General features: G+C 68.5%; 5 protein-coding genes. 3 read left to right on the top strand and 2 right to left on the bottom strand.

Features of this window, described 5'->3' with window-relative positions:
- Nucleotides 1-397 (bottom strand): thiamine pyrophosphate-binding protein (locus tag WAW17_RS08845; RefSeq protein ID WP_422332609.1); only part of this gene is annotated, 397 nt, incomplete at its 3' end.
- A gap of 297 nt (nucleotides 398-694) precedes the next feature.
- Between WAW17_RS08845 and WAW17_RS08840 the strand changes: the two genes are divergently transcribed.
- The 3 genes from WAW17_RS08840 to WAW17_RS08830 are packed head-to-tail and all read left to right on the top strand — an operon-like array spanning nucleotide 695 to nucleotide 3,893.
- Entirely contained in the window at nucleotides 695-2,461 is a 1,767-nt protein-coding gene (locus WAW17_RS08840) for a glycoside hydrolase family 15 protein (protein ID WP_422332608.1), read from the top strand.
- Nucleotides 2,462-2,496: 35 nt separating this feature from the next.
- Nucleotides 2,497-3,519, top strand: coding sequence for an SDR family oxidoreductase (locus WAW17_RS08835; RefSeq protein WP_422332607.1), 1,023 nt, complete (start codon nucleotides 2,497-2,499; stop codon nucleotides 3,517-3,519).
- Entirely contained in the window at nucleotides 3,516-3,893 is a 378-nt protein-coding gene (locus WAW17_RS08830; RefSeq protein WP_422332606.1) for a hypothetical protein, read from the top strand. Before WAW17_RS08835 ends, WAW17_RS08830 begins: the two co-directional genes overlap by 4 nt.
- Here WAW17_RS08830 and WAW17_RS08825 read toward each other — a convergent pair.
- The coding region (locus WAW17_RS08825; RefSeq protein ID WP_422332605.1) for a MarR family winged helix-turn-helix transcriptional regulator at nucleotides 3,865-4,204 on the bottom strand (340 nt) is incomplete at its 5' end. The two genes, WAW17_RS08830 and WAW17_RS08825, sit on opposite strands and share 29 nt — an antisense overlap.

Genomic DNA, 4,204 nt, shown 5'->3' with positions numbered 1-4,204 from the left:
CCTGCACGTAGTCGCTGGCGACGTCCTTGTAGAGACTGAGCAGGTCTATCTCCTGCTGGTAGGAGCCGCCCATCGCGGTGCGGTTGGTCTGTCCGACGATCGCGACGACCGGGACGTGGTCGAGTTTGGCGTCGTAGAGGCCGTTGAGCAGGTGCACCGCCCCGGGGCCGGAGGTCGCCATGCACACCCCGACCCGGCCGGTGAACTTCGCGTAGCCAACGGCTTCGAAGGCACACATCTCCTCGTGCCGGGCCTGGACGAACTGCGGCTGATTGTCCGCGCGCGCCCAGGCGGCGAGGATTCCGTTGATGCCGTCGCCGGCGTAGGCGAACACGTGCTCCACGTCCCAGGCGCGCAGGCGCTCGAGAAGGTAGTCGGCAACGTTCTGACTGGCCATCGGTGGTCCTCCTCGCGGGATGTGCGGGCGTGCTCGGCACGCTGAGCCGATCGGCTGGGGGCGGTCTCACCGTCGAGAAGCGGCGAACCCCCTTCTTTCATCTGTACGCGCAAAGGTTGCGATAACGCAATAGGTGCGGTGAGAAAGTACACCTCCGGGCGGCGTTGCTGGGAACGAGGCGGATTCTGAGAATTTACTGATCAATCCGAATCTCCGGTTTGAGCGTCCGGGCACCGGGAACCCGATCACCCGACGGTTGTTTGCGATGACGCAAAAATTGCGAAGCGAGAGGGGCTGATGGTGGCCACGGTCGGTGACGCGACGTTGTTCGCCCCACATGTACTGAGGGAGTACGCGCTGATCGCGGACGGTGAGCGCGGCGCCCTGATCGGGCCGCGCGGAGAGATCGCGTGGATGTGCGCCCCCGCCTGGCACGACGGGGCGGTGTTCTCGGTGCTGCTCGGCGGGCCCGGTGTCTATGCTCTCGCTCCGACCGCCGACCGGTTCACCTGGGGCGGGTATTACGAGCAGGGCACGTTGATCTGGCGCAGCCGGTGGATCACCACCACCGGCATCATCGAATGCCGCGAGGCGCTGGCCTTTCCCGCGGATCCGCACACCGCGGTGCTGCTCCGTCGCGTCATGGCCGTCGACGGTCACGCGCAGGTCAGCGTCGGTCTCGATGTGGCCGCCGACTTCGGTGCCCATCCGATGCAGCAGATCACCCACCACGGTGGGATACGGACGCTGCGGGCCGGGGCACTGCGGCTGCGCTTCTCCGGTGCACCGGCGGCGCATTACCGCAGCGGGCGAATCGAAGCCGTGCTCGACATCCCTGCGGGCACTTACCACGATCTGGTCCTCGAACTCGGCGACCGCCTCCTCCCGGAAGCGGTGCCGGATCCGGACCGGTTGTGGGATCGCACCGAACGCGCCTGGAACGAGGCGGTTCCGCCGTTCGACGGGTCCTTGGCGGACCGCGACGTCCGGCACGCGTACGCGGTGCTGCGCGGGCTGACCAGCACCCTCGGCGGCATGGTCGCTGCGGCCACGACCGCGCTGCCGGAGCGGGCCGAGCAGGGCCGCAACTACGACTACCGGTACTGCTGGATCCGGGATCAGTGCTACGCCGGACAGGCCGTCGCCGCCGCAGGCCCCCACCCGCTGCTCGACGCCGCCGTCGTGTTCATCAGCGACCGCCTGCTTGCCGACGGCGACGACCTCAAACCCGCCTATACGGTCGGCGGTGGCCGCGTTCCCGACCAAACCACCCTCGACCTGCCGGGCTATCCCGGTGCCGACGCCCGCACCGGGAACTGGGTCAACGGCCAATTCCAACTCGACGTCTTCGGGGAGGCGCTGCTGCTGCTCGCCGCGGCCGACCGGCACGACCGACTCGATCGCGAACACTGGAAGGCCGCCGAAATCGCGGTGGCCGCCATCGAGCAACGCTGGCATGAACCCGATGCCGGGATCTGGGAACTCGACAACCAGCACTGGGCGCATTCCCGGTTGATCTGCGCGGCAGGCCTGCGTGCGATCGCGCCTAGCGCACCCGCACCGCAATCGGCGCGGTGGTCCCGGCTCGCGGAGCTTCTGGTCACCGAGACCGTCCGAGATTGCCTTCACCCCACCGGCCGGTGGCAACGCGCCCCGGGGGATGACCGGGTCGATGCCGCACTCCTGTTGCCGGCGATCCGCGGCGCCCTGCCCGCCACCGATCCGCGTACCGCACTGACACTGGCGGCAGTCCGCACCGAACTCGGCCGCGAAGGCTATGTGTACCGCTTCCGGCAGGAGGGGCGGCCCCTCGCCGACACCGAAGGTGCCTTCCTGCTCTGCGGGTTCGTTGTGGCTCTTGCCGAACACCAGCAAGGCCACGAGATCGACGCGGTGCGCTGGTTCGAGCGAAACCGGGCCGCATGCGGTTCCCCGGCGTTGTTCACCGAGGAATTCGATGTCATCGAACGCCAGTTGCGCGGCAACATCCCTCAGGCGTTCGTCCACGCCCTGCTGTTCGAATCTGCGCACCGGCTCGCCCGGCCGTGGCCATCCGAGCACTGACCCCACCCACCGGCCCTGAAAGGAACGTCGTCGTCATGAATACATCGGCATCCGGACGCGTCGTCGTGATCACCGGCGCCTCCGGCGGCATCGGCCGCGCCGTCGCCCGCGCCTTCGCGGCCCGCCACGACAAGATCGCCCTCCTCGCCCGCGGCGAGAAGGGTCTCGAGGAAGCGGCGCGGGAGGTCGAAGACGCCGGGTCGAAGGCCCTGACGGTGCTCACCGACGTCGCCGACCCCGACCAGGTCGAGTTCGCCGCCACCGAGATCGAGAACACGCTCGGGCCGATCGACATCTGGGTCAACGTTGCCTTCACCTCGGTCTTCGCCCCGTTCACCGAGATCAGTGCGGCCGAATACAAACGGGTCACCGAGGTCAGCTATCTCGGCTACGTCTACGCCACCATGGCCGCGCTGCGCCGCATGCGACCCCGCGACGCGGGGACCATCGTGCAGGTCGGCTCTGCACTGGCCTACCGCGGCATCCCCCTGCAGAGCGCCTACTGCGGCGCCAAACACGCCATTCAGGGATTTCACGAGGCACTGCGATGCGAGCTGATGCACGACAAATCGAATATCCGGGTGACCATGGTGCAGATGCCCGCGGTGAACACACCGCAGTTTTCGTGGGTGCTCTCCCGGCTGCCCAAACACGCGCAACCGGTCCCGCCGATCTTCCAGCCCGAAGTCGCTGCCCGCGCCGTTGTGTACGCCGCCGAGCACTCCCGCCGCCGGGAATACTGGGTCGGTGCCAGCACCGCCGCGACCCTCGCCGCCAACGCGATCGCACCCGGACTCCTCGACCGGTATCTCGCGGCCACCGGCGTCTCATCCCAGCAAACAGACCAGCCGCGAGACCCAAACCAACCCGCGAATCTGTGGCAACCCGCCGACGACACCAACGGCCACGATTTCGGAGCCCACGGCATCTTCGACGACCAAGCCCACGCCCGCAGCGCGCAACTGTGGGCCTCCCAACATCACGGGCTGCTCGGTGCCGCCGCCGGCGCGCTCACCGCCGGTGCAGCCGCCCTCCTTACCGCCCGGAGTCGTCGATGACTCCCCGTACCCTCGTAATGATTCGTCTCGGTTACGGGATGTTGCAGCTGAGCGCCCCGAACCTGGTGCCCGCCCGCGTGCTCGCCCAGCCGCTGCGTCGCGGTGAGCAGGTGGTGGTGCGCGTGCTCGGCGCCCGGCATCTGCTGCAGGCCGCGGTCACCACCGCGGTGCCCACACCGGCGGTGCTGCGGATCGGCGCGGGTGTCGACGCCGTGCACGCGGCCACCATGATTGTCGCGGCCCTCGATCGGCGCCGCCGCAGAGCCGCGGTCGCAGAGATGCTGTGCGCTAGAGGATTCGGTGCTGCCGGTCTGTGGGCCGCTCGCCACTGCGTTGACGTGCCGATCAGTGGGCGGGCGGCCATAGCAAGGTGAGAACGTCGCCGTCGATCGGTTCGCCCGCGGCTGCCGCGAACCGGCGTAGCGCGGACGCCAATGAATCGCGGTCCTCGGGCGTCATCCGCTCGAGGACCCCCGAAATCGCTTCCCGCCGATGGGTGCTGACCCGATTCACCAGTTCCTGCCCGGCATCGGTGAGAGTCAAATTCAGATTCCGCCGATCCTCCGGTGCATCGCGCCGATCCAGCAACCCGGCCTTGATCAACCGGTCCACCGCCCGCGAGGCATTCGACGGATTCACTCTCAGGGCCTCGGCGACCGCGCCCAGATTCAGCGGACCCCGGGTG

Source organism: Rhodococcus sp. (in: high G+C Gram-positive bacteria) (genome assembly GCF_049286785.1).
Classification (GTDB): domain Bacteria; phylum Actinomycetota; class Actinomycetes; order Mycobacteriales; family Mycobacteriaceae; genus Rhodococcus_F.
The sequence above is the reverse complement of the archived record's forward strand: the minus strand, read 5'-3'. Positions and strand labels throughout refer to the sequence as shown.

Coding starts and splice junctions, on each gene's coding strand:
- WAW17_RS08840 (WP_422332608.1), top strand. CDS start 695: ATGGTGGCCACGGTCGGTGACGCGACGTTGTTCGCCCCACATGTACTG.
- WAW17_RS08835 (WP_422332607.1), top strand. CDS start 2,497: ATGAATACATCGGCATCCGGACGCGTCGTCGTGATCACCGGCGCCTCC.
- WAW17_RS08830 (WP_422332606.1), top strand. CDS start 3,516: ATGACTCCCCGTACCCTCGTAATGATTCGTCTCGGTTACGGGATGTTG.